The organism is Streptosporangium longisporum (genome assembly GCF_039534895.1).
Lineage (GTDB): Bacteria > Actinomycetota > Actinomycetes > Streptosporangiales > Streptosporangiaceae > Streptosporangium > Streptosporangium longisporum.
The window spans coordinates 169,959-196,203 of record NZ_BAAAWD010000022.1 but is presented as its reverse complement, the minus strand read 5'-3'; the positions used below and the strand labels follow the sequence as shown (position 1 = coordinate 196,203).

The window sequence follows — 26,245 nt, the reverse complement described above, 5'->3', positions numbered from 1 at the left end:
CGACGGCCGGGGCCGGTGACGGTGCCGAAAGCGGCGGGACCGGCCCGCAGGGACGGGTCCGCCGGCGGGATCCGGACGGCCGCGACGACCTGTGCGGGGGTGCCGGAATGGGGGGAGGTGCATCGGGTGGTGGCCAACTCCCGATACCGTAGTGTTCACCATGTCATCCCGCCGAACCGCATCGCTGATCACACTTGGCTGCGCCCGCAACGAGGTCGACTCCGAGGAACTCGCCGCTCGTCTTGAGGCTGCCGGCTGGCAGCTGGACGACGACGAGCCCGACGTCGTCGTCGTCAACACGTGCGGCTTCATCGACTCAGCGAAAAAGGACTCCATCGACACGCTGCTCGCCGCGGCCGACTCCGGGGCCAAGGTGGTCGCCGCGGGCTGCATGGCGGAACGCTACGGGGACCAGCTCGCCGACGCGCTGCCCGAGGCCTCGGCCGTGGTCTCCTTCGACGACTACACCGATATCGGCGCGCGCCTGGACGACGTGCTGGCGGGCAGGCCGCTCGTCCCGCACACGCCGCGCGACCGCAGGACCCTGTTGCCCATCTCGCCCGTGGACCGTGCCGCGGCCCCCAGGACCGCCATTCCCGGCCACGGCGAGCTTCCCCGGGGTGTCGCCCCCGCCAGTGGTCCCCGGCCGCTCCGCAAGCGTCTGGGCGACGGGCCGGTGGCCTCGCTGAAGCTGGCCTCCGGCTGCGACCGGCGCTGCACGTTCTGCGCCATCCCGGCCTTCCGCGGGGCGTACGTCTCGCGCGGCGCCGAGGAGCTGCTGGGCGAGGCCGCCTGGCTGGCCTCGGAAGGCGTCAAGGAGCTGGTGCTGGTCAGCGAGAACTCCACCTCCTACGGCAAGGACCTGGGGGACCTGCGGGCGCTGGAGAAGCTGCTGCCCTCCCTGGCCGCGACCGACGGGATCGAGCGGGTCCGGGTCAGCTACCTGCAGCCCGCAGAGCTCCGCCCGGGGCTGCTGGAGATCATCTCCTCCACCGAGGGCGTCGCCCCCTACTTCGACCTGTCCTTCCAGCACGCCTCCGGCACGGTGCTGCGCCGGATGCGCCGTTTCGGCGACCCGGCGCGCTTCCTGGACCTGCTGGCGTCGATCCGCCGCCTCGCCCCCGAGGCGGGCGTGCGGTCCAACTTCATCGTGGGCTTCCCCGGCGAGACCGAGGAGGAGTTCGCCGAGCTGACCGGCTTCCTTCAGGAGGCCAGGCTCGACGTCGTCGGCGTCTTCGGCTACTCCGACGAGGACGGCACCGAGGCGGCCACGCTCCCGGGCAAGCTCGACCAGGAGGTCGTCGACGCCCGCCTGGCCGCCCTCACCGAGCTGGCCGAGGAGCTGATGGCCCAGCGGGCCGAGGAGCGGATCGGCACCGAGGTCGACGTCCTGATCGAGGAGGACCTCGGCGACGGCGGCTACGAGGGCCGTGCCGCGCACCAGGGCCCCGAGGTGGACGGCTCGGTGACGGTCCAGGGCATCGGGCTGGTGCCCGGGCAGATCGTCCGGGCGGTCGTGGTCGACTCGGAGGGGGTCGACCTGATCGCCCGTATCAAGGCGGCCTCGTGAGCGCGCCGCCGGGCCGGGAGGGCGTATGACCAACACGCCAGAGACCGGCACCGATTCGACCGCGGCGTCCGCGCGCCCCCCGGTGAGCGCGTGGAACATCGCCAACGTCGTGACGGTGATACGGCTGGCGTTGGTCCCGTTCTTCGTGGCCTGCCTGTTCCTGCCCGGATCGGGCTGGCGGGCCGCCGCGCTGGTGGTCTTCGTGGTGGCCTCGTTCACCGACCTGCTCGACGGTGAGCTGGCCCGCCGCTACGGGTTGATCACCGACTTCGGGAAGATCGCCGACCCGATCGCCGACAAGGCGCTCATCGGCGCCGCGCTGATCGGCCTCTCGGTGCTGGGGGAGCTGCCCTGGTGGGTCACCGTGGTGATCCTGGGCCGGGAGCTGGGGGTCACCGCGCTGAGGTTCGCGGTCATCCGGCACGGCGTCATCCCGGCCAGCTACGGCGGGAAGGTCAAGACCGTCCTGCAGATCGGCGCGATCGTCTGCTACATCTGGCCCGGGGTGCCCGACCTGGTCCGCTGGGTCGTGATGGGCGCGGCGGCCCTGGTCACCGTGGTCACCGGCGTCGACTACGTGATCCGGGCGATCAAGCTGCGCCAGGTCGCGAAACGGGCGAGGGCCGTATGAGCGGCGAGGACGAGGTGGGCGGGCGACTGCTCGCGAGCACCTCGGTGATCTCCCTGCTCGTCCGCCGGGGCGAGACGGTGGCGGTGGCCGAGTCGCTGACCGCAGGGCTGATCGGCGCGGCCCTCACCGCCCCGCCCGGGGCCTCCGCGGCCTTCGTGGGCGGGGTCGTCTCCTACGCCACCGAACTCAAGCACCGCCTGCTGGGCGTCCCCGCCGATCTTCTGGAGCGCGAGGGGGCCGTGCATCCGCACGTCGCCGCCGCCATGGCGGAGGGGGTGCGCCTGCTGACCGGCTCCACGTACGGCCTGGCCGCCACCGGGGTGGCCGGACCCGACCCGCAGGACGGCAAAGCTCCCGGTACCGTCCACCTGGCCGTTAGCGGTCCCGATGGGCGGGTATGGCACCGGGATCCACGACCGACCGGGACGCGTGAGCACATCCGGGAGGCGACGGTGAACGAGGCTGTGGACCTTCTCAGAGGTGTGCTGGAGGCGAACGTGGGGGAACATTCCGGGTGATTACCGCGTTACGTCCCCAGCGAACATGCTCCGCTTGGTCTGCCGCGGCATCGGTTGATACAGGTACGGTGGAACCGTGAGTGAGGTAAAGGTCAAGCGATGATGACGGCGAGGAGTATGTACCAAGGGTCGCGTTCGAAGAACGGGCGGCACGAACCGATTGCGCGGAGTGTCGTGAAGACATCCGCGCCGGGGAGGGAGCGACAGATGGTCCTGCTGCGTCAGCTGCTCGGTGACGTGCTGCGGCGGCTGAGGGTGCGGCAGAGTCGCACCCTGCGTGAGGTGTCCACACTGGCTCGTGTTTCTCTCGGCTATCTGTCCGAGGTGGAGCGTGGCCAGAAGGAGGCCTCGTCGGAGCTGCTCGCGTCGATCTGCGGTGCCTTGGGCGTGCCGCTTTCACAGGTGCTCCGTGAGGTTTCCGACCAGTTCGCATTGGCCGAGCTTCAGCACGCTCCGGTGCTGGCGGGCGATGTCCCCGAGCGGGAGCGTCTGCCGATTCCCGAGACCGTGCCCGAGTCCGTTTTCCCCGAGGTCAACGACATGGTCGCCGCCTAGCCGGTCGGCCGTTCCGGCTGGCAGTGACGACACCAGACGATGAGCCGCTCCTGCGGCTCCGCCCCCATCTCCCCACGACTGATCCGATGCCCGCAGCGTAGGCACGGCCGTCCGGCCCTGCCGTAGACCCAGGTGCCCCGTCCCGGACGGGAGTCGCCGGTGGTCGTCCTGTCCGGGCGATCCCTGTTGCCGTCCATCAGCCTCCGCGCGAGCGACACGATCGCTCCCAGATCCTCGACCGCCCCCACCGGCCTCCAGGGCGACACCCCGGCCAGGAAGAGCGTTTCGGCGCGGTAGATGGTGCCGATCCCCGCAAGGTTGCGCTGATCGAGCAGGGCGACCCCGATGCTCGTCTCCGGCCGCCGTGCCAGCCGTCGCAGCACCTCGGCCTCGTCCCAGTCGGCTCCGAGCAGGTCCGGTCCGAGATGGCCGACGAGCCGATCCTCCTGCCCGGTCGCGACCAGGTCGACCATGCCCAGCCGTACCCCCGCCGCCTGCCAGGTGTCGTTGGCCAGCACCAGCCGGACCACGTCACCACGGGGCAGCCCGCGCCCGGCCGGCGAGACCTGCCAGCTCCCCTCCATCCGCAGGTGGGTGTGGACGGTCAGATCCCCCTCGACCCTGGTGAGCAGGTGCTTGCCGCGCGCGACGGTCTCCAGCACCGTGCGGCCGGTCAGGTCGGCCGTGGCGTACCGCGGCACGCGGAAGTCCGAGCGGACCAGGACCCTCCCGTCGAGCGCCCGGCCGAGCCGTACGGCGGCGCGGTGGACGACGTCACCCTCGGGCACGGTCCCCGCCGCGGGCCGTGAGGCGGATCGGCGGACGCGGCACGCTCAGCCCCAGGCCGCGGGGTCGGCGGACAGGCTGCGGACCCGCTCGGGCAGTGCCCCGGTGGCGACGTTCTCGAGCGTGACCTCCTCCAAGATGGCCCGCTCGCTGGCGCGCAGGGCGATCCAGACCTGCTGCAGGGACTCGGCGGGGCCTCGGTAGCCGACGTGCTCGGGGCGTTCCCCCCGGACGTTGGCCAGCGGGCCGTCGACGGCGCGGATCACGTCGGCGAGGCTGATCTCGGCGGGCGGGCGGGCCAGCACGTAGCCCCCCTCGGGGCCGCGCTGGCCGCGGACCAGCCCGGCCCTGCGCATCTGGAGCAGGATGTTCTCGAGGTACTTCGGGGGCATGTCCTGCTCCTTGGCCAGCTCGCCCACCGTGGTGGGGCCGTCACCCGCGGCGGCGAGTTCGGCGGCGGCACGGAGGGCATAGTCGACACGAGCGGATAGGCGCATGTAACCGATTATCCCGCCTGCTATTGGTTCCTTACGCGCGCGGGGCCCCGTGAGGTGTCGCGCCGCCTGTCACCCTGGGTCACGACGGGCCCCCGCGGTGACGCGCGGTCACCGGCGCGGCCGTGCGCGACGCGCCCGCGGGGTGCCCTCGCGACGGCCCGGCCCGATGGGCGGACGGGCGGCCCGCGTTCGGTCCCCGGGCGTGCCGCCGGTGAAGCGGCAGGTCAGCGCCTCGCGGGGGGAGTGCTCCGGGACGGTACGGCCGGCCCGTGACGGCCCCGGCGACGGGGTGGCCCGGCGTGGCGGGGCCCGTCCGGTGGGAGCCGGCCCGCCTTCCGCCGGGGCCGCGCTTCGCAGCGGATATTACGGATATTTCGGGAATGTCGGGAGTTGGGGCGTCCCGATCGGAGTGCGAGGGGCGCGTAAGCCCCCGGTCGGCCCGTCGCCCGGGGGCGACCCGGTCCCCTGCTCGGCGCCGAGATCCTCCGATCCCCGGGGGTCGCCGTCCCGGTGGGCCGGCCGCTGTCCCGGTGGGCGGGCGCGACGCGGCATGGGCTCGGGACGCCGCCGGGACGCGGCTGGGCTCCGGGGGCTCGGGCGGGCGGGCGGGCGTGGCGCGGGCGCGCCCGGGGTCGGCCGGGCTAAACTACAGGAAGCCTTATTAATGAATGGGACAGCTATTCGCGGGCGAATGTGATTACCACGGGGAAACGGCGAGCAAGAGAGCATGCACATGGAGCGACGTCCTGGCGTGCCCAGGCTGTTGAGGGAGATCAACGACAGGGCCGCCCTGGAGTTGCTGCTCGCCTCCGGTCCCCTGACACGGGGGCAGATCGGCGAGCTCACCGGCCTGTCCAAGGTGACGGCGTCGCAGACGCTCGCCCGGCTGGAGGGGCGCGGCCTGGTGGAGGTCGCCGGGGAACAGGCGGGTGGCCGCGGGCCCAATGCGGCGCTTTACGGGATCATTTCCTCTTCCGCCTATGTGGCGGGCCTGGACGTCGGCCCGGAATTCGTCACCACCGCCATCGCCGATATCCACGGTGAGATCGTGGCCGAGGTGCGGGTCGCGCCGGACGGGCACGATGACCCGGTGGCCCTCGTGCACAGCTCGGTGGTCAAGGCCTGCCGGTCGGCGAAGGTGGCGCTGTCCAAGCTGCGCTCGGTCGTCATCGGCACCCCCGGCGTGGTCGACCCCCGTACCGGTGACGTGCGGTTCTCCTTCGACCTGCCCGGCTGGCACGAGGGCATCCACGAGGCGCTCGCCCGTGACCTGCGGCGCGACATCAGGATCGAGAACGACGTGAACCTCGTCGCCATCGCCGAGCGCACCCTGGGCGCGGCCCGCGAGGCCGACGACTTCGTGCTCCTGTGGGTGGGCCGGGGCATCGGCCTCGGTGTCGTGCTCGGCGGGCGCCTGCACCGCGGCCGCTCCGGCAGCGCGGGGGAGATCGGCTACCTGCCGGTGCCCGGCGTGCCGCTGGCCGAGGACGTACGGGCCGTGCCGGGCAGGTTGCCCTCGCTCGCCGGGGGCCTGCAGTCCCTGGTCAGCGCCGAGGCCGTGGCCGAGCTCGCCGGGACGTACGGGTTCGAGGGCGACAGCGCCGCCGAGTGCGTGGCGGCGGCGGTCGCGGCGGGGGAGCGCGGAGAGGCCCTGATCAACGAGATCGCCGGGCGGCTGGCCCTGGGCGTGGCGTCGGTGTGCGTCGTGCTCGACCCCGGCCTCGTGGTGCTCGCCGGAGAGGTCAGCACGGCCGGGGGTGACGCGCTCACCTCCAGGATCGAGGAGGCGGTGGCGCGCAGCTGCCCGATCAGGCCGCAGGTGGTGGCCAGCGAGGTCACCGGCAACCCGGTGCTGCGCGGGGCCGTCATCGCCGCCCTGGAACAGGCCAGGGAAGAGATCTTCGCCTCCTGAGGCCCGCCCTTCGGGACGTGTCCCGGCCGTCGTTTTCCTCGGTGGAACACGGCCGCCGTCTTCCCGGTGAGAGACGGCCGCCCTTCCCCGGATGGACGCGGTCGCCGTTCCCCGATGGACACAGCCGCCGTTCCCGGATGGACGCGGCCGTTCCCCGATGGGACGCGGCCGGACCGGGGCCGGGAACCCGGGTTGAGGCCGTCCCGATCGTCCGGTGACCCGTCGTCGCTTGTCTCGCGCGTTCTCCGTCTGTAGCATTCGAGGTGCACAAATAAACAAGAAAGTTTCCTAATAATTGCTTGCCGGGGCCACGTGCCCCGGTGCCTGCCCGGGGAAGCCGCCTGCGAGGGAGACGGACAGGATGTCGTACGGCCCCTTCGACCTGCGGGGGATCCCGCTGGCGCTGCACCTGAACGGCCCGGTCGACGTCCCGGCGCTGCTGGGCGCGTGCGCGGCCGTGGGCCGGCTGCACCCGGTGCTCGGCCGGGTCAGGGTCACCCGTACCGAGACGACGCCCGAACGCTACCCCGGGCTGGCCGAGGCCGAGGCCGCGCGCCCGTTCGACCTGGACCGCGGCCCGCTCGCCCGGTTCACCCTCGTGACCGTGGGACCCGGGCGCGTCCGGCTGCTCTTCGTGGCGCACCCGGCGGTGTTCGACGCCGCCTCCAAGGACGTCCTGCTCAGGGAGCTGGCCGACGTCTACTTCTCGCAGGCCGCCCCGCCCTGCGCCGCGGTCCCGTCACGGCGGCCCGCTCCCTCCCGCGCGGACGTCCCGTCCGGTACGGACGCGTCCGGGGACGCCGAGGCGTTCTGGGCGGAGCGCGACCGCGAACCCGCCGAGCCCGTCCTGCCCGGCCTGCGGGCCGTCCCGGACGGCACCGGCCCCGGAGAGATCGTGGAGATGGTGCTCGGCGCCGCGGAGTCGGGCGCGCTGACCGAGGCAGCCGCGACCCTGGGCGCGACCAGGTTCGAGCTGCTGCTGGCGGCCCTGGGCGCGCTGCTGCGCCACTACGGCACCGCGGCCTCACCGCTCGCCCTCGACCTCGGCACCCGTACCCCTCGGACGCGCGAGCGCATCGGGCCGTTCACGGCGCGGGTGCCGTTCGTCCCGCATCCCGGGCCCGAGGAGGAGTTCCCGGCGCACGTGCGCGCGGTCCGGGCCGAGCTGCGGGCCATGTACCGCTTCCGGCACGCGCCGCCCGAGCCGTCCCGCGCGCCGGTGCTGCTCAGCTACCGCAGGCGGGCGGAGGTCCCGGAGTTCGCCGGGGTGGCGGCGGGGGTGGAGTGGACGGTCTTCAACGGGACCTCCCGCGGCGCGTTGCACGTCCAGGCGGTGGACGCCGGGCGGAGCCTCACCCTGGGACTGCGCTTCAACCCCGCGGCGATCGATCGCGAGGACGTCTCCGGGATCGCCGGGGACCTGCGGGCGCTGCTGCGCGCCGTCCCGGCCGCGCCCCGCTCCCGGATCGCGGACCTGACGCGGACGTCCGCCCCCGTCGCGGAGAGCGTCCCGGGATGACCGGCACGGCCGGAGCGCCCGCCCCGGAGGCCGGGTCCCGCGGCCGCGGGGCAGGACGGGAGCGGGACGCCGGAGGGGAGGGCGGCCTCAGACGCCGAGGAGCTCGGCCGCGGCCTGGGCGTTGGCGCGGGCGGCGCCGTAGGTGGCCAGGTAGGTGACGCCCTCGGGACGCCAGATCGGCAGGCCCATCTCAACCACCGTGGCGTCGGGGCGGGCGGCCAGCAGCGCGGAGACCACCGACTTGCTGGTCTCGTAGCGGTGGGCGTCCTTGACGACCACGACCAGGGAGCGGCCCGAGGCGCGCTCCAGGATGGCCTGCACGTCGGCGGCCTCCGGCTTGACCCGCAGCACCTCCGCCTGCGGAAGCAGCGGCGTGAAGCCCCAGGGCACGTCGCCGACCGCGATGGTCGGCGGGGTGTCCACCTCGACCACCAGCGGGTCGACCAGCGGGGACGCCGAACCGGTGAGGCTGACCGCGCGGCGGGCGGCGGTCAGGCCGATCACCTCCTGCTCGGCCTCACCGGTGCGCGGCGTGCCGAACCAGGCGCGCAGCGCGGCCACCCGCTCGGCGGCGGCCTCCAGCCGGGCCACGGGCAGCCGCCCGTCCAGGACGGCGGCGACGATCTCGTCCACGATCCGGCGGACGTCGTTCTCGTCGGGGATCGGGCCGAGGCAGAGCAGGTCGGCGCCGGCGGTCAGCGAGAGCACCGCGCCGCCCGCCAGGCCGTAGGTGTCGGTGACGGCCCTCATGTCCAGGGCGTCGGTGACGATCACGCCGTCGTAGGCCAGCTCGCCGCGCAGCAGGCCGGTCAGCGCGGCCGGGGAGAGCGTCGCGGGCAGGTCGCCGGTCAGGGCGGGGACGCGTACGTGGGCGGTCATCACGGACCTGGTCCCGGCGCCGATCGCGGCGCGGAAGGGGACGAGCTCGCGCTCGCGCAGCAGGTCCACCGAGGCGTCGACGAGCGGGACCTCTAGGTGGGAGTCCTGCCGGGTCGCGCCGTGACCGGGGAAGTGCTTGACGCAGGCGGCCACCCCGGCCGACTGCAGGCCGTCGACCGCGGCCACGGTGTGCCGGGCCACCAGCGCGGTCTCGGCCCCGAACGAGCGGGTGCCGATCACCGGGTTGTCCTCGGCGGTGTTGACGTCCGCCGACGGGGCCATGTCCAGGTTGACGCCGCAGCGCGCCAGGTCGTCGCCGATGGACCGGTAGACGCGGCGGGTGAGCTCGACGTCGTCCACCGCGCCGAGGGCGGCGTTGCCCGGGTACGGGCTGCCCACGTGGTAGGCGAGCCTGGTGACGTCGCCGCCCTCCTCGTCCAGCGAGACGACCGGGTCGGCGGCTTCACGCAGGCGGGCGGTGAGGGCGGAGAGCTGCGCGGCGTCGGCGACGTTGAAGCCGAAGAGCGTGACGCCGCCGAGACCGTTCTCCAGCTCCCGCAGGACCCACTCGGGTGCCTCGGTGCCCTGGAACGCGGCGAGCAGGGTGCCGGACGCCAGGCGGCGCAGCCCTCGGTCTCCACGGTCCGCGATGAGCTCAGACATGGCGGTAGGGGTTCCTAACCTGTGATGGGGAGGATGACGGACAGTGCGTGGCAGGCAGGGGTGGGGCCGGCGCGGCCCGCGTCTCGTGAACGCGGGCCGCGCCGGCGCCTGCGGGGATCAGCCCTTGACGGCGCCCGCGACGAGGCCGGAGACCATCCGCCGCTGCACCAGGAGGAAGAACACGATGACCGGGATGGTCATCAGGGTGGAGGCGGCCATGATGCCGCCCCAGTCCACCGATCGCTGGCTGACGAAGAAGCGCAACGCCACCGGCATGGTGTAGCTGCCCTGGTCGCCGATCAGCGTCAGCGCGAACACGAACTCGTTCCACGCGGTGATGAACGAGAAGATGCTCGTCGCCACCAGCCCGGGGGCCACCAGCGGGAACAGCACCCGCCAGAAGGTGGAGAAGCGGCTCGCGCCGTCGATCCAGGCGGCCTCCTCCAGCTCCTTGGGCACCGCCGCGACGAAGGTGCGCAGCATCCAGATGGCGAACGGCAGCGTCATCGCCACGTTCACCACGACGAGGCCGAGGAGCTGGTCGTACAGCCCGGCCCGCCGGACCATCAGGAACAGCGGGATGAGCAGTGCCTCGCCGGGGACCATCTGCACGATGAGCAGCAGGATCAGGAACGAGGTCCGCCCGCGGAAGCGGAAGCGGGCCACCGCGGTGGCCGCCAGCAGGGCGAAGACCGCGCCGATGAGCACGGTGCCGAGGGCCACGATGGAGCTGTTGAGCAGGTAGCGCCAGATGGAGTGGCCCGCGATGCCCTCGGTGAAGACCCGCTGCACGTGCTCCAGCGTGGGGTCGGTGGGGAACGGGATGAAGTCCGTCGTGAAGATCTGCTCGCGGCTCTTGAAGGCCGTGGACACCATCCAGTAGACGGGGAACACGGCGAACAGGAACACCGCGACGGCCGCGGTGTTGAGCGCGAACCGCCCGCGCCGCTTGCGCTTCTTCGGGGTCCTGCTCGTCACCGGCCGCAGGCGCGGGGCCTCGTGGGTGGTGGTCATCGGACGTCCTCCGTCTTCACGATCTGGCGGACGTAGAAGAAGGTGATGACGAGCAGGATCAGCGTCAGCACCACCGCGACGGCCGCACCCATGCCCATCTTGGGCGGCGCGCTGAACGCCTGGGTGAAGGCGAAGAGCGACAGGTTGAACGCCTCCCGGTTGGACGTGCCCCCGGCCAGGACGAACAGCTGGGTGAAGACCTTGAAGTCCCAGATCACCGAGAGCACCGTCAGCACCGCGAAGACCGGCTTGAGCAGCGGGAAGGTGATCTGCCAGAAGATCCGCCACGGGCGGGCGCCGTCGACCCTGGCCGCCTCGTACAGCTCCTGGGAGATGCTCTTGAGCCCGGCGAGCACCGAGACCGCGATGAACGGGAACGACGCCCAGACCACCGCGATGATGAGCACCATGTAGATGGTGAACGCGTCGTTCAGCCAGGGCTCGCCGGTCCAGTCCGAGCGGCCGAACAGCAGCGAGGACAGCCAGTCGGGCAGCGCGTTGAGCGCCCAGTTGATGACGCCCGACTCGGCGTCGAACAGCCAGCGCCAGATGATCGCGGTGGCGATCTGCGGGGTGGCCCAGGCCGCCATGATGCCGACGATCAGGAAGGTCGACATCTTCTTGCCCAGGTTGTGCAGGAGCAGGCCGACCACCGTGCCGAGGATCAGGGTGAGCGCCACGGTGACGACCGCGAAGACGACGGTGTTGCGGAGCGAGGTCCAGAACAGCTCGGACTCGAAGAGCCTGGTGTAGTTCTCCATGCCGACCGACTCGGCCGGTACGCCCCGGATCTGCCGCAGCCCCACGTTCTGGAAGGACATGACGACCATCTGGAACAGCGGGTAGAGCAGCAGTCCGGCGATGACCAGCAGGCCGGGTACGAGCAGCGCGTAGGGAAGGACCCAGGTGGGCAGTCCCTTGGACCGGCGCGGGGGCGTGGTGCCTCGGTGCCCCCGCGCCGGGACGGGGCGTGAGCCCCCGTCCCGGGCGATGGTTGAGGTGTTCGCCATGGCTACTGGTTCAGGATCTCTTCGAGTTCCTTGTTGGCGTCGGCCAGCGCGGTGTCGACGTCCTTCTTGCCCTCGATGACCGAGCGGGCCGCGCTCTGCAGGACGGCCTTGGTGTCGTTGGCCTCGGCCCAGTTGGTGTCGTTCGGGAAGCCCTTGGCGACCTTGAAGGTCTCGGCGAACGGCGCCTGCACCGGGTCGGACGCGTACTCGCTCAGCGCCTCGGGGTAGAGCGGCAGCAGGCCGCCCTCCTTGGCGTAGCGGGTGCCGAACTCCTTGCCGGCGGCGAGCTTGACGTACTCTGCCGACAGCTCGACGTTCTTGGTGTCCTTCCAGATGGCGATGTCGTTGCCGCCCTGGAACGCGGGGGCCGGGCCGCTGCCGTCCTTGGCCGGGAGCGAGAAGAAGGCCATCTTCTTCTCGTCGACCTTGCCGCCGCTCTGCTCGGTGATGGTGGTGATGTCCCAGCCGCCGGTCACGTACATGCCGACCTTGCCGTTGGCGAAGCGGGTCGCGATGTCCACCGAGTTCTGGGTGAGCGCGGACTTGCGCGAGACGCCGTGCTTGGTCACCAGGTCGGTGTAGTACTGGAAGCCCTCCTTGAAGCCGGGCTCGGTCAGCTTGCCGACCCACTTGCCGCCCTCGGACGCGGCGAAGTCGCCACCGGCCGACCAGACGAACGGGGAGAGCGACATGTTGGCGTCGGAGCCGCCGTTGAAGGCGAAGCCGTCGACGTCCTTGCCCTTCTCGGCGACGATCTTCTTGCCCGCCGCGACGAGGTCGTCCCAGTTCTTGGGGATCTCGATCTTGAGGTCCTCGAACCAGTCCTTGCGGTAGAGGACGGCGCGGGTGCCGCCGCCCCACGGGGCGGCGTAGATCTTGCCGTCCACGGTCTCGTAGCCCCAGAGGTTCTGCGGGATCTGCTGGAAGTCGGGGGTGGCCTTGACGACGTCGGTCATGTCGACGAGCGCGTCCTGCGCGACCCAGGCGGCGACCTGGTCGTTGCCGAACTCGGTGACGTCGGGGCCCTCGCCGCCGGCGAGCGCCGCGGTCCACTTGGCCTGCGCGTCGGGCCAGGGCACCCACTGGAGCTTGACGTCGGCGCCGGTGGTCTCCTTGAACTTGGCGTTCAGGTCGGCCATCAGCTTGTTCTGCTTCTCGTCCGGAGCGCCGAGGCGCCAGACGGTCAGGGTCTGGCCCGCGAACTTGGGACCGGAGGCGGCGGGCGCCGACGCCGCGCCGGTACCGGCGGCGGGGGCGGGCTCGCTGCTGCCACACGCGGCGAGGCCCAGGGCGAGGGCGGCGGTGGTTGCCGTCGTGGTGGCGATTCTCGCGAACTTCACTGGAGTTCTCCCTTTCAGGCTTTCGCCGGGGTTTGCGCTCATCTTTTATGGCCGGGGTCCCCCGAGACCCTCCGCACTGTGCATTCGACTGGGAGCGGCCGGAACTGTCGTGACCCGCGGTTCCGATCACTTGCCTGCGGGCCGGCTGGGGCTAAACTAACAAGAAACTTTCTTAAAAGAAACGATCGTTAGCGGATCGTGACGGGGAGGGAAACCTTGTCCACACGCCCGGGGACGCCCCGGTTGCTGCGCCAGCTCAACGACCGCGCCGCACTGGAACTCCTGCTGGCCGGCGGCCCGTTGACCAGGGCCGAACTGGGAGAACACACCGGGCTCTCCAAGGTGACCGCGGGGCAGTTGCTCGCACGTCTGGAGGAGCGCGCCCTCGTCACGGTGGTCGGCGAACAGGCCGGCGGGCGCGGCCCCAACGCCGCGCTCTACGGGGTGGTGCCCTCGTGCGCGTACGTGGTCGGGCTGGACGTCCTGCCCGGCCGGATCGCCGCCGGGATCGCCGACATCACCGGCACCCTGGTCGCCGAGGTCTCGGCCGAGTTCGGCGAGCACGACGACCCGGTACGGCTGGTGCGCGGCGCGGTCGGCCGGGCCTGCGCGTCCGCGGGCGTCGGCGCCGAGCGGCTGCGCGCCTTCGTGATCGGCACCCGGGGCGTCGTCGACCCCTCCACGGGCGACCTGCGCTTCTCCCTGGACCTGCCCTCCTGGCACAACGGGGTGCTGGCCGAGCTCCGCCGCGGCCTCGGCCTCCCGGTCACGATCGAGAACGACGTGAACCTGGCCGCGCTGGCCGAGCGCGCGCACGGCGCGGCCCGCGACGCCGACGACTTCGTGCTGGTGTGGGCCGGGGTCGGCCAGGGACTCGGCGTCATGCTGGGCGGACGGCTGCACCGCGGCTTCACCGGAGGCGCGGGCGAGATCGGCTGGCTCCCGGTGCCCGGCGAGCCGCTCCCCACCGACGTGAGCGAGCCCCAGTCGGGGTCGTTCCAGCGCCTGGTCGGCGGCGACGCCGTGGCCGGGCTGGCCGGCGCGCACGGCATCGGCTCCGCCCTTACCAGGGACGCGGCCGGCTCGCCGGGCGAGTACGTCCGCGCGGCCGTCGAGGAGGGCGCCGAGGCGTTCCTGGACGAGCTGGCCGGGCGGCTGGCGGTCGGCGTCGCCGCGGTCACCGTGATCCTGGACCCCGGCCTGATCGTGCTCAGCGGCGACGTCGGCAGGGCCGGGGGAGAGGCGCTCGCCGCCCGGGTGCAGGAGTGCGTGGCCCGGGTCTGCCCCAGCCGGCCCAGGGTCGTGGTCTCGCGGGTCGAGGGCAACCCCGTGCTGCGCGGCGCCCTGGTCTCGGCCCTGCAGCAGGCTCGGGAGCAGGTCTTCTCCGACACGGTGTGAGAATTGCCGTCATGCGTGACATCGTTCTGATCTCCGATGCCCGAGTCGCCGCGATCCCGGTCGAGGAGTCCGGCGAGCGGCTGGTCGACGTACGCGGGCGGCTGCGGACCGACGACCGGCTCGCCGACCCCGCGGGAGCCTTCGCCCACCTGCGGCTCGGGCTGCTGACCCGGCTGGAGGCGGCGCAGGCGCAGCTGCCCGCGGGGTACCGGCTGCTGGTCGTGGAGGGCTACCGGCCCCCGGCCACACAGAAGGAGATCTTCGACGGGTACTCGGCCGAGCTCAAGGCCCTGTACCCGGGCCTGTCACCCGAACGGCTGCGGGCGGCGGCGAGCCGCTACGTCTCGCCCGTCGAGATCGCCCCGCACACGGCCGGGGCCGCGGTGGACCTGACCCTGTGCACCGAGGACGGGACCGAGCTCGACATGGGCACCCCGCTCAACGCCACCCCCGAGCAGAGCGGCGGCGCCTGCTACACCGACGCCCCGGGCCTGTCCCCCGAGGCCCGCCACCACCGCAAGCTCCTGGGCACCGCCCTGGAGACGGCCGGGCTGGTCAACTACCCCACCGAGTGGTGGCACTGGTCCTACGGCGACCGCTACTGGGCCATGACCGTCGGCGCCCCGGCCGCCCTCTACGGTCCCCACGCCCTGTGACCTCTTCGTACGGTCCTCCGGCGGTCACGGGATCGCGTTGATCAGCGAGTACGGCATTGTCCCGCCCCGGGACTTTCCTCTCGGGGAGGCTGAGAGGTGATTCGCGGCGCGCCTGCCGCACTCGGGACACGCCTCACCCGGCAGGGCCGGGAACGGCCGGTGGGCAGGATGTTCACGATCGCGTCCACGGTATCTACCGCGTGGCACTGTCATCCCGCGATGAGGTGGATCCGGACGGTGTTGTCATAGGGGATGACGAGGGTTCGGCTGCTCCCGGGGATCCACGCGGCGGGCACGAGGAACAGTCGGGCGTTGGATTCGACGAGCAGACGCAATCCCCGGTAGCGGAAGCGGTAGGGCTCCTTCTCGGAGGCGGCCGCGGTCAGCACCGTCTCGGCCACTCCGGCGGGGACGTCACGCAGGGCTTCCTTGGCGTACAGGACGACCTCCGGCCGCGACCCGAGCGAATCGACGTCGTCCAGGGCACGGCCCTTGCCGTAGGCGGCGGCGAAGCTGCTGACCGTCCAGAAGCAGGAGGCCACCACGATGACGGCGACCCATGCCAGCGCATACCTGCTGATCCGGGTCACGGCGGGCGACTCCAGCCAGACGGCCAGGTCGCCGTCAGGCGGAACGGTCGTGGGTTCCTCGGTTCGAGGGGGAGGGGGTTCTTCGGCCGGTGTGGTGGGTTTCTCGGTTCGGGGAGGCGCGGGTTCCTCGGCCGGGATGGCAGGTGCGGATGGAGCGGCGGGCGGGACATCCGAGGAGGCGCGTCGCCGGGCCCAGCGGACACCGACGACGCGGAGCAGCCAGAAGCCGTAGGAGATCGCGACGGCACCGCCCGTGAGGGACACCGGGGTCGTGGCGATCGCCTCGGTGCGCGCCACTTGCCGGATCCAGAGGCCGACGACACCCCTCGTGAGCGCCAGCAGCCCAGCGAGGACCAGGAAGAGGCCCGCCCAGCCGGTGATGGCGTCACGGTCCGGCGACGACTGCAGATACCGGAGCGCGGTGTGGACCGCGATGATCAGGAGACCGACGATCGCGAGAACGATGAGCGGCGGAAAGGCGACTTCGACGCCGAAGAGCAGCATCTCCTGCAAAGAGAGATCGACCATCTCCAGGTAGACGCCGAAATAGCCGAAGCGAGCCGTCGTCGCCACATAGCCGAAGTAGAACAGCAGTGTGGTCATCGCGGTGGTAGGCGCTATGACGTTGGCCACGGCCCACAGGCGTTCCTGAGTCCGGCTCTCCCACAGTGGCGCCGCGGGTTCGGATTCAGGGGCCTGGGTCACGTCTCGCTCTCGGTGGGGATCCCCTGCGGAGACGAGTCCTCCGTCGGGAAGTTCTCGGTGGGCGGATCCTGCTTCTCCCCGGTGTCGGGGGTCTCCTCCGGAGTCGCGGTGCCGGGGGTGTTCTCCGGAGTCGCGGTGTCGGGGGTGTTCTCCGGAGTCGCGGTGTCGGGGGTGTTCTCGGTGTCCGCCTGGAAGAGCGCGGGATATGTCATGTAGACGATCGCGGTGACGGGGTGTTGGGCGGACGGGGAGTATCCGCTGCCGAGCAAGGAGCAGGGCCGGGGAATCTTCGAGGTGCATTGCGCCACCACTTCGATGCCGAGGTGCGCCGTCTCGGCGCCGAGGCCGGACGGTCTGTCGAGGTGGATGTTGCACCCGTGTCGTGGTGAGACCGACGCGGGCTCCAATGTGATCCCGGGCGAGCAGGGATTCACCGGGTCCGTCAGGCCGACGGAGTCGTCGTTCCACGGACCTCCGGCCGCGGGTGTCTCGCACGGCTGATCAGAGATCTTCGCCTGCGTGCTTCCCTGCATCCTCACTGATCGAATCTGTACGGGAATGTCGGCATTGGCGTTGACCATTACCATGCAGCCGCCCGTCGCGAAAAATCTACCCTCGCTGTCCTTGTCCTGCGGATAAACGTTGTTCAGGGTCGGACCGGGAATTCGGGCTGTGCCGGATCCCCCGGATCCACGGCCCCCTTCTCCGTCGCCGGGTGAGCGCGAAGATCGGGATGGCTCCGAAGCCGGGGAGGATCCCCCAGGCCCGGAGGATTCCGCGGGCCCGGGGGATTCCGGCGATTCCCGGGATTTCGGATGGCCCGAGGAGGTGTTGGCGGCCGGACCCGACGACGGGCCGGAGGGGGTGTCCGTGACGGCCCGGACGATGCCGTATCCGCCGACGACGACCAGTAGCACGGCCAGCGTGGCGAGAATGACGTGCGTTCTTCTGCGTACCGCCATTGCCAATCACCTCTTTCCGTGGATGATATGGAGTTCCCTTTGTCGAAGGAAGGGATTCATTCTGTTTCTTTGATGTTGACCATGATTGGTTTTCCTTGATTCTTTCTTGTGGTGATATGACAGGTTTATAGTCATTTGTCGGTATTGGGGTAGTCGTGGGGGGTGTCGAGATATTCGATTGATCGGCATATCGGGCATGTAATGATCTGCTCTCGCCACGTGGGAATCACGGTGTGGTGCCGAGACGATCCCTGATGCTCGCCGTGGGACAGGATGAGAGCGGCCGAGGTCGTCCCGCGTCTTGTGGAACCGCGGCCCCGCCTCCCACGGGCGTCCGCCCCCGCGGGGACGTGCGGGACAATCGGGGCCATGCGGTTCGGTGTCCTGGGCCCCCTGCAGGTGCGGTCCCCCACCGGGGAGGAGATCTCCGTGGGCGGGCCCCGGCCGCGTGCCCTGCTCGTGCTGCTGCTGCTCGACGCGGGCCGCGTGGTCGGCCTCCGGCGCCTGATCGACGGCCTGTACGGGGACGATCCCCCCGCGGCCGCCGCCAACGCGGTGCAGGCCCAGGTCTCCCGGCTCCGCCGCAGCCTGCCCGCGGAGGTGATCGAGTTCCACGGGACCGGGTACCGGCTCGCGGCCGACCCCGACGACGTCGACGCCCACCGGTTCGAACGGCTGGCCCGGGAGGGGCGGCGGCTGCTGGCGCAGGGCCGTCACGCGGTCGCGGCGGATTCGCTGCGGGAGGCGCTCGGCCTGTGGCGCGGACCCGCGCTGGCCGACCTGCCCCACGGGCGGGCCCGGGCGGCCCGGCTGGAGGAGCTCCGGCTGGCGGCGACGGAGGACCTCGCCGAGGCGGAGTCGGCCCTTCCCGGAGGCGGTTCGGTGGCCGAGCTGCAGCGGCTGGTGACCGCGCATCCGCTGCGGGAACGACTCAGGGGGCAGCTCATGCTCGCCCTGCGGGCGGCCGGGCGGCAGGCCGAGGCACTGGCCGTGTTCGAGGAGACCAGGCGGCTGCTCGCCGAGGAGTTCGGCGCCGATCCCTCCCCCGAGCTCGCCGCGATCCACCTGGCCGTCCTGCGCGCCGAGCGGCCCGCGCCGCCACGGCGAGGGCTCGCGGCCCAGCTCACCAGCTTCGTGGGACGCGAACGCGAGCTGGAACGGATCGACGCGCTGCACGGCTCGCGGCTGATCACGATCACCGGGCCCGGCGGCACGGGCAAGACCCGGCTGGCGATCGAGGCGGCCGGGCGCGGGCGGCGCGAGGTGTGCTTCGTCGACCTCTCCCCCCTCGACGGCTCCGTGCCGTCCGGCGGCCCGGGTTCGTCCGGCGGGCACGTCCCGCCCGGTGGTGGCGGTGACCGGGTGGCCAGGGTGGTGCTCGGCGCGCTCGGGCTGCGCGAGCCCGGGTTCCACCCGCCGCGCCCGGCCGACCTCACCGAGCACCTGGTCGCGGCGCTCGCCGGGCAGGAACTGCTGCTGGTCCTCGACAACTGCGAGCACGTGAACGACGACGCCGCCCTCCTGGTCCGCAGGCTGCTCGGGGAGTGCCCCGGGCTGGCCGTCCTGGCCACCGGACGCGAGCCGCTCGGCATCACCGGCGAGACGCTGGTGCCGCTGGCACCGCTGGAGACCCCGCCCCCGGACTCCTCGCCCTCCGAGGCCCTGGCCTGCCCGGCCGTGCGGCTGTTCGCCGACCGGGCGGCGGCCGTACGGCCGGGGTTCGAGGTACGGCCGGCCAACGTGGAGACGGTCGTCCGGATCTGCGCCACGCTGGACGGGCTGCCGCTGGCCATCGAGCTGGCGGCCGCGCGGCTGCGCTCCTTCACCGTCGAGGAGATCGCCACGCGGCTGACGGAGCACGGCCGGTTCCGGCTGCTGTCGCGCGGCGACCCCACGGCCGCGGCCCGGCACCGGACCCTGCGCGCGGTGGTGGAGTGGAGCTGGGACCTCCTGGCGCCCGGCGAGCAGGTGCTGGCCAGGCGGTTCTCCGTGTTCGCCGGGGGCGCGTCCCTGGAGGCGGTCGAGGCGGTCTGCGAGGTGGAGGACGCCGCCGGGCTGCTGGCCGACCTGGTGGACAGGTCGCTGGTCGGGACGGACGGCGACCGCTACCGGATGCTCGACACGATCAGGTTGTTCTGCGCCGGACGGCTGGCCGAGGCCGGGGAGGAGGACCGCGTGCGCGGCGGCCACGCCCGCCACCTCCTCGACCTGGCCGAGCGCGCCGATCCTCACCTGCGCCGGGCCGGGCAGCTCCGGTGGCTGGCCAGGCTCTCGGCCGAGCACGCCGACCTGACGGCCGCGCTGCGCTGGGCCGTGCGCTCCGACAGGGAGACGGGGCTGCGGCTGGTCGCCGCGCTGGCGGCGTACTGGTGGCTGGGCGGCCGTCGCGGCGACGCGGGGGAGGCGGCGGCCGAGCTGCTGGAGGCGACCGGCCGTCCTCTCGCCGGGCTGGAGGAGGAGTACGTCATGTGCGTGGCGCACGCCGTGCCGCGGGCGCTTCCCGAGCACTGGGAACGGGCCGGGGAGATCATGCGGTCGCGGGACCGGCCGCTGCGGTACCCCTTCGTCCAGGCGCTGTGGGGCATGTCCGCCGGGCCGCCGGAGTCGGTGCCGCCTGCCGGGCCCGAGATCGACCGGCTGTTCGGTTCCGATCCCTGGGGCCTGGCCCTGGCCGGGCTGGGCCACGCCCTGCTGAAGGTGCTCGGCGGCGACCCGGCCGGGGGTGAGCGGGACCTGACGGAGGTGCTGGCCCGCTTCAGGGCCCTGGGGGAGCGCTGGGGGACGGCCCAGGGGTTCGACTGGCTGGCCCTGGTCGCGGGGTGGCGCGGGGAGTGGGAGCGTGCCCGGGACCTGTGGCGGCAGGCGCTGGAGCCGCTGGAGGAGCTCGGTGCCGTCGAGGAGATCGCGGACGTGCTGGGGCGCCGGGCCGAGGCGTTGGCGCGCGAGGGCGATCTCGTCGCCGCCGCCGCCGACCACCGGCGGGCCGGGGACCTCGCCAGGAAGGCGGGCCTGCCGGGGGTGCCCGCCGTGACGCAGCTGGGGCTGGGGGAGATCGCGCGGTTCGAGGGGGATCTCGTCGAGGCCCGCCGCAGGATCGGCCTGGCGATCGAGGGGACGGAGCCCGGGGCCTTCGGCGCGGAGTCGGTACGGACGCGCGCGCTCACCGCGCTGGGACGGCTGGCCGAGGCCGAGGGCGACCTCGCCGGTGCCCTGCTCCACCATCACCGGGCGGCGGCCCGCGCGTGCGGGTCGCCCCTGGCGATGGACCTGGCCGGCGCCGTCGAGGGCCTGGCGGGAGCCGTCCTGCTCGAAGGGGCAGGGGCGCGGACGGAGACGCGGACGGAGACGGAGACGGGGACGGAGGCGCGGGCACAGGCGGGGACGCGGGCGGCGCTGCTGCTCGGCATGGCGGTGGCGGTGCGCGGGACGGTCGTGGCCGGTGACCGCGATGTCGCCCGGGTCGCCGCGGGCGCCCGCGACCTCGCCGGAGCGGAGACGTTCGCGTCGGCGTACGCCAGGGGTGCCGCGATGCGACGCGAGGAGGTGCTCGCGGAGTTCGCGAAGCCCGTGGAGCCCCGGTACTGACGGGACCCGGCATGGGGGGGCGTCCGGCCGTCAGCCGACGGTAGGCGATCCGTCAGCGCCTCCCTGGAAGCTCGTGGCCATGAAGAACACCACCGTCCTCATCTCCGGCGCCAGTATCGCCGGGCCCGCGCTCGCCTACTGGCTGAGCCGCTCCGGCCACGCCGTCACCGTCGTGGAGAAGGCGCCCGCGCTCCGTCCCGGCGGCCAGGCCGTCGACTTCAAGGGCGAGACCCACCGCGTCGTGCTGGAGCGGATGGGAATCCTCGACGAGGTGCGGCGGCGGCAGACCGGCGGGACCGACCAGAGCATCGTCGACGCGAACGGCAGGCCGCTGGCGACCCTGCCCGCCGCGTTCACCGGCGGCGACGTCGAGATCCTCCGCGGTGACCTCTCCGCCCTGCTGTACGAGCGGACCGAGGCGGACTGCGAGTACGTCTTCGGCGACTCCGTCACCTCGCTGACCGACACGGCGGGCGGCGTGCACGTCACCTTCGAGCGCGGCGCGCCGCGTACCTTCGACCTCGTGGTGGGCGCCGACGGCATCCACTCCACCGTGCGCAGGCTGGCCTTCGGCCCCGAGTCCGACTACGTGCGCTTCCTCGGGTACCACTACGCGCTGGCCGACCTCGGCGTCGATCTCGGTGCCGGGATGTACAACGAGCCCGGCCGGATGGCGGCGCTCGGCGGGCCCAAGTCGCCCGTGTTCCTCGTCTTCACCTCCGGACGGCTCGACCACGACCGCTACGACACCGAGCAGCACAAACGCATCCTGACCGACGCCTACCGCGGCATGGGCTGGCGGGTTCCCGAGATCGTGGCCGCGCTGCCGGAGGCGCGCGACGTCCACCTCGACTCGATCAGCCGGGTCGAGATCGATCATTACGTCGAGGGCCGGACGGTGCTGCTCGGCGACGCCGCCTACGGCAACACCCTGGGCGGTTTCGGCACCGGCCTGGCCATGGTGGGTGCGTACGTGCTGGCCGGGGAGCTGGCGGAGGCCGACGGCGACCACCGGGCGGCGTTCCGCGCGTACCAGGAGACCATGCGCGGTTACGCCAAGGTGGCCGGGCGGGGCGGCGCCGGTCCCTTTCTCGCCCCGGCGACGCGGCGGGGGATCCGGATGCGGAACCGGCTGTTCAGGAGCCGGTTCCTGCTGTGGGCGATGCTCAGGATGACGGACATGTTCGCCACGGACATCAGGCTCAAGGACTACCCGGCGCTCGTCGGTACCTCCGCCGCGCCGTGAGGAACGGCGGCCCCGGACCCGCCGCGAGCGGGCGGGACCGGCCGTTCGTCACGACCGGCCGGGCGTGCAGGAGGATGAGGCCGCGCGTTCGGGCTCCTCGGGGTCGGCCGGGACGTGCAGGAGGGCGAGGAGGCGGCGGCGGAGGTCGCCGAAACCGGGGACGTCGACGGTGCGGGGACGGCCGAGATCGACTTCGATCTCCTCGGCGATGCGGCCTCGGTCCAGCACCAGGAGCCGGTCGGCGAGCAGGATCGCCTCCTCCACGTCGTGCGTCACCAGCAGGGCGGCGAAGCCGTGCCTGGCGCGGAGCCTGCCGAACAGGGCCTGCATCTTCAGCCTGGTCAGCGCGTCGAGCGCGCCGAACGGCTCGTCGAGCAGCAGCAGGTCCGGCTCGCGGACCAGGGCCCGGGCGAACGCCACGCGCTGGGCCTGCCCGCCGGACAGCTCCGACGGCCAGGCGCCGCCCCGGTCGGCCAGCCCGACCTCCCCGAGCGCCGTCGCCGCGCGCTCCCGGGCGTCCCGGCCGCGCACCCCCAGCGCCACGTTGTCGGCCACCCGCTTCCACGGCAGCAGCCGGTGCTCCTGGAACACCACGGCCTTGGACCCGGAGGTGGTGAACTCGCCGGACGCCTCCCCGTCGAGTCCGGCCAGGATCCGCAGGAGCGTGCTCTTGCCCGACCCGCTCTCCCCGAGCAGGGCGACGACCTCGCCCCGCCCGATCCGCAGGTCGACGCCGTCCAGGACCGTCGTGCCGCCGAAGACCCGGCGTACCCCGGTGGCGGTTACGACGCCTGCAGGCCGCGTCGCCATGACAGCGTCCTCCTTTCCGCGGTGCGCAACGCCAGGTCGGACAGCAGGCCGAGGACCGCGTACACGACCAGGCCCAGCACGACGATCTCGGTCTGGCTGAAGTCGCGGGCCTCCATCATCATGAAGCCCAGCCCGCTCTGCCCGTTGACCTGCTCGCCGACGACGAGGCTGAGCCAGCCCGCGGCGAACGCCAGCCGCAGGCCGAGGAACAGGGACGGCATCGCGCCGGGGAGCACGACGTGCCGGATCCGCTCAAGGTGGGTGAGGCCGCAGGTCCGGGCGGCCTCGACCAGCCTCTCGTCGATGTCGCGGATTCCCGCGTAGGTGTTGAGATAGATCGGGAAGAACGCGCCCAGTGCGACCAGGGACACCTTCAGCGACTCCCCGATGCCCACCCAGATGATGAGCAGCGGGACGAGCCCGAGATGCGGCAGCATCCGGGCGGCCTGGATGGGCGGGTCCACCAGGTCGTCGCCGTTCCTGAGCAGCCCGGCGACCGCGCCCAGGACGAGGGCGAGCGAGCCCCCGATGAGCAGCCCGAGGGCGGCCCGCTGCACCGACTCCAGCAGGTGCGCGCCGAGGGACCCGTCCAGGGACAGCCGCCAGGCCGCCTCCGCGACCACGCTCGGCGCGGGAAGCTTGTCGGGCGGGAGGACACCGGCCTGCGCGGCGCCCTCCCACGCGGCGACGAGCGCGATCGGGGTGATCAGCCGCCGTGGTCTGAACGTCACTTCAGGACGTCCGAGAAGGCCGGGTCGACGAGGCTCTTCACGTCGACCTTGCCGGGGATGAGCGCGAGCTCGGTGAACCCGTTCGCGATCTGCTGCAGCTCGTCGCCGATCGTGGCGTCCACCGGCGCGAGCGGCTGGGCGCTGCGGGCCAGGGCGCGGCGGGCGACGTCCTCGGAGATCTTCAGCTCGGGGGCGAGGATCTTCACGCGCTCCTCGGGGTTGGCGATGCCCCAGTCGGTGACCTCGCGGTAGACCTTCAGGTAGGCGCGGACCAGGTCGGGCTTGTTCTTCAGGGCCTCGGGGGACACCAGCAGGTACTCGCGGTTGTTGGCCAGGCCGGTGGCGTCGGCGAGGACCTTCACACCCGGCCGCTCGGCGAGGGAGAAGTACGGGTCCCAGATGATCCAGGCGTCGACCTGGTCGTTGTCGAACGCGGGACGTGCCTCGGCCGGCTTGAGGTACTGCACCTGGATGTCGGTGATCTTCATGTCGTTGGCCTCGAGCAGCTTGACCAGCAGCCAGTTGACGTTCGAGCCCTTGTTGAGCGCGACCTTCTTGCCCTTGAGGTCCTTGAAGGAGGTGAAGCCCCTGTCCTCCTTGACCAGGACGGCCTCGCCCTTGGGCACCGGCTCGGAGGTGGCGATGATCTTGAACTTGGTGCCGCCGGCCGCGGCGAAGATCGGCGGGGCCTCGCCGGTCTGGCCGATGTCGATGGCGCCGGCCTTGAACGCCTCGGTGAGCGCGGGACCGCTTTCGAACAGCGACCAGGTGGCGTTCTCGGCCAGACCCCTGGCCTTGAGCAGGCTCTGCCCGCCGAACCGCTGGTAGCCGACGCGCAGCTGCTCCTTGTCGGCCTTCGCCTCACCTCCCCCGCAGGCGGTGAGGTTGCCGACGAGGGCGAGGATGCCGAGAAGGGCGATGACGCGGCGCACGGGGGGACTCCTTGAGTGGAACATGACGAGCGCCCGCAAGTATCCCTAAATTCCTACCTTTTGTATAGGTTTAGTGGGGATCGGGGCCGCATGTCATGAGCGCGGGACCCGCCCGGTACGGGTCACCGCGCGGGCGGGCCCTCCTCCAGGAAGGACACCCGCCGCAGCAGGGGCAGGCCGGGGCCGGTGCCGATCAGCGTGCCCGCGTGCCCGGTCAGCACGGTGCAGCCGCCCGCGTCGCACAGGTCGGTCCATCCGGCCGGGGACGCCACCGGCAGCCGGGTACGGATCCGGCCGGCGCTGTCGGCCAGGTACAGCCGGCCGTTCATCGCGGTCAGCGCCACCGCCCCGGTGCCGGGCTCGACCAGGCTCCAGGTGGAGGACTCCGCGTCGAGCAGCCACAGGCCGTCCGCGGCGGCGGCGAACAGCTCGCCGTTCACCATGCCCAGGCCGGCCCCGCCGCGCGGTGCGCCGGCGAGGGTGATCCAGCCGCGTCCGGGCTCGTGCCGGACGAGCCGGTCGTCGGCGGTGAGCCCGTACAGGCCGATCGGGTGGGTGACGGTGGCCTCCCTGGGGGTGGCCAGGGCGACCAGCGCGGGACCGGTGCCCCCGCCGGTGTCCCCGCCGGTGTCCTGGGGGAAGGCCGCGCGCCAGCGCAGGTTCTGGCCGGAGACCGCGCGGGTGAGCAGCGAGCCGTCCGGGGCGGCGCCGTACAGCAGGGAGTCGAACACGGTCAGCGCGCGCACGCTCGTCGCGTCGCCGAGCGGTCTCCAGCCGCCCGTGCGCACCGCCGTGCGGTCCAGCACGTCTAGTCGGGTGATCTGTCACCGCTGTGGTCGTGCCGGTGTGCTGCCAGCTGACGTGTCGGAGGCGGTGAGACCGTCCGACGGCACTCTTGTAGGCCCGCGACGCCCATGGTGGCTCACTGTCGCCCTGTGCGTAGCGTGCAGTGCCGCAGTCGGCTGGTGCCATGATTTCCGCCGGCTAGTGCGGTCCGTGCTCGTCGCGCTTCGCTGCGTTTACGCGTCCTCTCGACGATACGTCGCAGGCGTCGTGTCTCGTCCTCTTCGAGCGCGTCTGCGCCGACACGCTGTCCTCGTGCCAGCGGTCCCTCGAACGCCCAGTGCTCCGTGAAGTCACTGCAGGTGCTATTTTGGATGTAGATCTTGGCCGCTGTGCTTAACAAGATATGATGTCACCTGTCGTGTGCCTACTCAGGTGCCGCGACATCGCATCGCGGAAGCGTCGGCGCTCTACGATCACTCGTGTAAACGTTCACCTCTCGGCCGAGACTCACGCGCGCTGGACACATCTCTGACCGTGAGGTCATTGCGATGATCGTGTTTAGGCTTGCCTTAGTCGAGACGTAAGTGAGCGCGCGTCGACAGGGTTCGTGCTATGATCGTTTATGTTGTGCAATAGTCCACGCAAAATTATGTGTCGTGCGTGAGCTGTATGGCGTGACGTGGCCACTCAGCAGTGTGTTGCCGGAGGCGGTACTTACGCTGTATCAGGTGCTGCGCGCACCTGGCAATTGGTACGATACTCCATCGACGTCGTCGTCTTTGCTGCTCTCTCGAGCCGTACGTGTCACTCTTTTAGTTATGCTAGTGGCTCGCCTCGACCACTAGCGAGCCGTAGCCGACAGTCAGTGCTCGTGCCCCTCGTGACTCGGCCAGGGCCGCGCAGTAGTCAGACGGTCGTCAGCGGCGGGCCCAGCCAGCGGATCATGCCCT

Annotated in this window: 22 protein-coding genes; 10 read left to right on the top strand and 12 right to left on the bottom strand. The window is 72.0% G+C overall.

The window, feature by feature from the left end; translation table 11 throughout:
- Positions 1 to 160: 160 nt before the first annotated feature.
- The 4 genes from rimO (at position 161) to ABD832_RS36205 (ending at position 3,274) form a co-directional block, all read left to right on the top strand.
- Positions 161 to 1,570 carry a 30S ribosomal protein S12 methylthiotransferase RimO gene (gene rimO / locus ABD832_RS36220; protein ID WP_344905181.1) on the top strand — a complete coding sequence of 470 codons (1,410 nt, stop codon included), beginning with the start codon at positions 161 to 163 and terminating at the stop codon, positions 1,568 to 1,570.
- A 25-nt stretch (positions 1,571 to 1,595) separates the two neighbouring features.
- The gene (gene pgsA / locus ABD832_RS36215; protein WP_344905178.1) at positions 1,596 to 2,201 is read left to right on the top strand and encodes a CDP-diacylglycerol--glycerol-3-phosphate 3-phosphatidyltransferase; all 606 of its coding nucleotides are present in this window, start codon (positions 1,596 to 1,598) and stop codon (positions 2,199 to 2,201) included.
- Positions 2,198 to 2,719, top strand: a complete 522-nt coding sequence (locus tag ABD832_RS36210) for a CinA family protein (protein WP_344905175.1) — start codon at positions 2,198 to 2,200, stop codon at positions 2,717 to 2,719. The genes pgsA and ABD832_RS36210 overlap by 4 nt, the downstream gene beginning before the upstream one ends.
- Positions 2,720 to 2,926: 207 nt before the next feature.
- Positions 2,927 to 3,274 (top strand): helix-turn-helix domain-containing protein, encoded by a 348-nt coding sequence (locus ABD832_RS36205; protein ID WP_344905173.1) that lies wholly within the window; start codon positions 2,927 to 2,929, stop codon positions 3,272 to 3,274.
- Here the strand turns inward: ABD832_RS36205 and ABD832_RS36200 are convergent.
- Together ABD832_RS36200 and ABD832_RS36195 are read right to left on the bottom strand one after the other, a co-directional pair.
- Positions 3,271 to 4,062 (bottom strand): Fpg/Nei family DNA glycosylase, encoded by a 792-nt coding sequence (locus tag ABD832_RS36200; protein WP_344905170.1) that lies wholly within the window; start codon positions 4,060 to 4,062, stop codon positions 3,271 to 3,273. The two genes, ABD832_RS36205 and ABD832_RS36200, sit on opposite strands and share 4 nt — an antisense overlap.
- Before the next feature lie 45 nt (positions 4,063 to 4,107).
- Positions 4,108 to 4,557: an RrF2 family transcriptional regulator gene (locus ABD832_RS36195; RefSeq protein ID WP_344905167.1), complete on the bottom strand. Its 450-nt coding sequence runs from the start codon at positions 4,555 to 4,557 to the stop codon at positions 4,108 to 4,110.
- Positions 4,558 to 5,290: 733 nt separating this feature from the next.
- Here ABD832_RS36195 and ABD832_RS36190 point away from each other — a divergent pair.
- Both ABD832_RS36190 and ABD832_RS36185 read left to right on the top strand, forming a co-directional pair.
- Complete coding sequence (locus tag ABD832_RS36190; protein WP_344905164.1) at positions 5,291 to 6,469, top strand: ROK family transcriptional regulator; 1,179 nt, start codon at positions 5,291 to 5,293, stop codon at positions 6,467 to 6,469.
- Positions 6,470 to 6,830: 361 nt separating this feature from the next.
- Positions 6,831 to 7,988: a condensation domain-containing protein gene (locus tag ABD832_RS36185; RefSeq protein ID WP_344905161.1), complete on the top strand. Its 1,158-nt coding sequence runs from the start codon at positions 6,831 to 6,833 to the stop codon at positions 7,986 to 7,988.
- Positions 7,989 to 8,075: 87 nt separating this feature from the next.
- Here the strand turns inward: ABD832_RS36185 and ABD832_RS36180 are convergent, their stop codons facing one another.
- The 4 genes from ABD832_RS36180 to ABD832_RS36165 form a co-directional block, all read right to left on the bottom strand.
- The gene (locus tag ABD832_RS36180; protein WP_344905158.1) at positions 8,076 to 9,530 is read right to left on the bottom strand and encodes a glycoside hydrolase family 3 protein; all 1,455 of its coding nucleotides are present in this window, start codon (positions 9,528 to 9,530) and stop codon (positions 8,076 to 8,078) included.
- 117 nt (positions 9,531 to 9,647) lie between these two features.
- Positions 9,648 to 10,544 carry a carbohydrate ABC transporter permease gene (locus tag ABD832_RS36175; protein WP_344905154.1) on the bottom strand — a complete coding sequence of 299 codons (897 nt, stop codon included), beginning with the start codon at positions 10,542 to 10,544 and terminating at the stop codon, positions 9,648 to 9,650.
- On the bottom strand, positions 10,541 to 11,554 hold the full coding sequence (locus ABD832_RS36170) for a carbohydrate ABC transporter permease (RefSeq protein ID WP_344905152.1): 1,014 nt from the start codon (positions 11,552 to 11,554) through the stop codon (positions 10,541 to 10,543). The genes ABD832_RS36175 and ABD832_RS36170 overlap by 4 nt, the downstream gene beginning before the upstream one ends.
- Before the next feature lie 2 nt (positions 11,555 to 11,556).
- Positions 11,557 to 12,894 (bottom strand): sugar ABC transporter substrate-binding protein, encoded by a 1,338-nt coding sequence (locus ABD832_RS36165; protein ID WP_344905149.1) that lies wholly within the window; start codon positions 12,892 to 12,894, stop codon positions 11,557 to 11,559.
- A gap of 216 nt (positions 12,895 to 13,110) precedes the next feature.
- On the opposite strand from ABD832_RS36165, the gene ABD832_RS36160 reads away from it, so the two are divergent.
- The gene (locus ABD832_RS36160; protein ID WP_344905146.1) at positions 13,111 to 14,292 is read left to right on the top strand and encodes an ROK family transcriptional regulator; all 1,182 of its coding nucleotides are present in this window, start codon (positions 13,111 to 13,113) and stop codon (positions 14,290 to 14,292) included.
- A gap of 11 nt (positions 14,293 to 14,303) precedes the next feature.
- On the top strand, positions 14,304 to 14,948 hold the full coding sequence (locus ABD832_RS36155; RefSeq protein WP_344905143.1) for a M15 family metallopeptidase: 645 nt from the start codon (positions 14,304 to 14,306) through the stop codon (positions 14,946 to 14,948).
- Positions 14,949 to 15,157: 209 nt separating this feature from the next.
- On the opposite strand, the gene ABD832_RS36150 is transcribed toward ABD832_RS36155, so the two are convergent.
- Positions 15,158 to 16,141 (bottom strand): hypothetical protein, encoded by a 984-nt coding sequence (locus ABD832_RS36150; RefSeq protein ID WP_344905140.1) that lies wholly within the window; start codon positions 16,139 to 16,141, stop codon positions 15,158 to 15,160.
- A gap of 98 nt (positions 16,142 to 16,239) precedes the next feature.
- A complete protein-coding gene (locus ABD832_RS36145; RefSeq protein WP_344905137.1) occupies positions 16,240 to 16,782 on the bottom strand; it encodes a hypothetical protein in 543 nt (180 codons plus the stop codon).
- Positions 16,783 to 17,574: 792 nt separating this feature from the next.
- Here ABD832_RS36145 and ABD832_RS36140 point away from each other — a divergent pair.
- Positions 17,575 to 20,790, top strand: a complete 3,216-nt coding sequence (locus tag ABD832_RS36140) for an ATP-binding protein (RefSeq protein WP_344905134.1) — start codon at positions 17,575 to 17,577, stop codon at positions 20,788 to 20,790.
- A gap of 79 nt (positions 20,791 to 20,869) precedes the next feature.
- On the top strand, positions 20,870 to 22,036 hold the full coding sequence (locus ABD832_RS36135; protein ID WP_344905131.1) for an FAD-dependent monooxygenase: 1,167 nt from the start codon (positions 20,870 to 20,872) through the stop codon (positions 22,034 to 22,036).
- A gap of 48 nt (positions 22,037 to 22,084) precedes the next feature.
- On the opposite strand, the gene ABD832_RS36130 is transcribed toward ABD832_RS36135, so the two are convergent.
- The 4 genes from ABD832_RS36130 to ABD832_RS36115 all read right to left on the bottom strand — a co-directional run bounded on the left by ABD832_RS36130 (position 22,085) and on the right by ABD832_RS36115 (position 25,315).
- Entirely contained in the window at positions 22,085 to 22,846 is a 762-nt protein-coding gene (locus ABD832_RS36130; protein ID WP_344905128.1) for an ABC transporter ATP-binding protein, read from the bottom strand.
- On the bottom strand, positions 22,819 to 23,577 hold the full coding sequence (locus ABD832_RS36125) for an ABC transporter permease (protein ID WP_344905125.1): 759 nt from the start codon (positions 23,575 to 23,577) through the stop codon (positions 22,819 to 22,821). The genes ABD832_RS36130 and ABD832_RS36125 overlap by 28 nt, the downstream gene beginning before the upstream one ends.
- Positions 23,574 to 24,509: an aliphatic sulfonate ABC transporter substrate-binding protein gene (locus ABD832_RS36120; protein WP_344905122.1), complete on the bottom strand. Its 936-nt coding sequence runs from the start codon at positions 24,507 to 24,509 to the stop codon at positions 23,574 to 23,576. The genes ABD832_RS36125 and ABD832_RS36120 overlap by 4 nt, the downstream gene beginning before the upstream one ends.
- A 122-nt stretch (positions 24,510 to 24,631) precedes the next feature.
- The gene (locus ABD832_RS36115; RefSeq protein ID WP_344905119.1) at positions 24,632 to 25,315 is read right to left on the bottom strand and encodes a hypothetical protein; all 684 of its coding nucleotides are present in this window, start codon (positions 25,313 to 25,315) and stop codon (positions 24,632 to 24,634) included.
- Positions 25,316 to 26,245 lie beyond the last annotated feature (930 nt).

Excerpts from the sequence above, each read along its gene's own strand:
- ABD832_RS36135 (WP_344905131.1), top strand. The coding sequence starts at position 20,870 with ATGAAGAACACCACCGTCCTCATCTCCGGCGCCAGTATCGCCGGGCCC.
- ABD832_RS36150 (WP_344905140.1), bottom strand. The coding sequence starts at position 16,141 with ATGACCACACTGCTGTTCTACTTCGGCTATGTGGCGACGACGGCTCGC.
- ABD832_RS36130 (WP_344905128.1), bottom strand. The coding sequence starts at position 22,846 with ATGGCGACGCGGCCTGCAGGCGTCGTAACCGCCACCGGGGTACGCCGG.
- rimO (WP_344905181.1), top strand. The coding sequence starts at position 161 with ATGTCATCCCGCCGAACCGCATCGCTGATCACACTTGGCTGCGCCCGC.
- ABD832_RS36210 (WP_344905175.1), top strand. The coding sequence starts at position 2,198 with ATGAGCGGCGAGGACGAGGTGGGCGGGCGACTGCTCGCGAGCACCTCG.
- ABD832_RS36175 (WP_344905154.1), bottom strand. The coding sequence starts at position 10,544 with ATGACCACCACCCACGAGGCCCCGCGCCTGCGGCCGGTGACGAGCAGG.
- pgsA (WP_344905178.1), top strand. The coding sequence starts at position 1,596 with ATGACCAACACGCCAGAGACCGGCACCGATTCGACCGCGGCGTCCGCG.
- ABD832_RS36205 (WP_344905173.1), top strand. The coding sequence starts at position 2,927 with ATGGTCCTGCTGCGTCAGCTGCTCGGTGACGTGCTGCGGCGGCTGAGG.
- ABD832_RS36170 (WP_344905152.1), bottom strand. The coding sequence starts at position 11,554 with ATGGCGAACACCTCAACCATCGCCCGGGACGGGGGCTCACGCCCCGTC.
- ABD832_RS36190 (WP_344905164.1), top strand. The coding sequence starts at position 5,291 with ATGGAGCGACGTCCTGGCGTGCCCAGGCTGTTGAGGGAGATCAACGAC.
- ABD832_RS36140 (WP_344905134.1), top strand. The coding sequence starts at position 17,575 with ATGCGGTTCGGTGTCCTGGGCCCCCTGCAGGTGCGGTCCCCCACCGGG.
- ABD832_RS36195 (WP_344905167.1), bottom strand. The coding sequence starts at position 4,557 with ATGCGCCTATCCGCTCGTGTCGACTATGCCCTCCGTGCCGCCGCCGAA.
- ABD832_RS36185 (WP_344905161.1), top strand. The coding sequence starts at position 6,831 with ATGTCGTACGGCCCCTTCGACCTGCGGGGGATCCCGCTGGCGCTGCAC.
- ABD832_RS36155 (WP_344905143.1), top strand. The coding sequence starts at position 14,304 with ATGCGTGACATCGTTCTGATCTCCGATGCCCGAGTCGCCGCGATCCCG.
- ABD832_RS36180 (WP_344905158.1), bottom strand. The coding sequence starts at position 9,530 with ATGTCTGAGCTCATCGCGGACCGTGGAGACCGAGGGCTGCGCCGCCTG.